The sequence below is a fragment of the Corynebacterium sp. HMSC034A01 genome (genome assembly GCF_001838175.1).
In the GTDB taxonomy this organism is placed as follows: Bacteria; Actinomycetota; Actinomycetes; order Mycobacteriales; family Mycobacteriaceae; genus Corynebacterium.
On sequence record NZ_KV835938.1, the window covers coordinates 1 to 250 of the forward strand.

General features: G+C 55.2%; 1 protein-coding gene. It reads left to right on the top strand.

Annotated features, from left to right (window positions below; all coding sequences use genetic code 11):
* On the top strand, nt 1–250 hold a 250-nt coding region (locus HMPREF2791_RS03115), incomplete at both ends, for a carboxypeptidase-like regulatory domain-containing protein (RefSeq protein ID WP_141764898.1).

Here is a 250-nt window from a genome sequence, read left to right on the forward strand (position 1 = left end):
AGGTTGTTGAGAAGCCGGGTTCTTTGTCTGGTTCGGTGAAGGATCAGGATGGCAAGCCGGTTTCTGGTGCCAAGGTTGTTGTTGATGATGGTAAGGGCAACCGTTTCGAGACGACGACCGATGCCAACGGCGATGTGGATGTGGATAAGCTTCCGGCTGGTGACTACACCGTGACTGTTGAGGCTGAGGGGTATAACGGTGCTGAGACGTCGGTGACTGTGAAACCGGGTGAGTCTGCATCGTTCCCGGA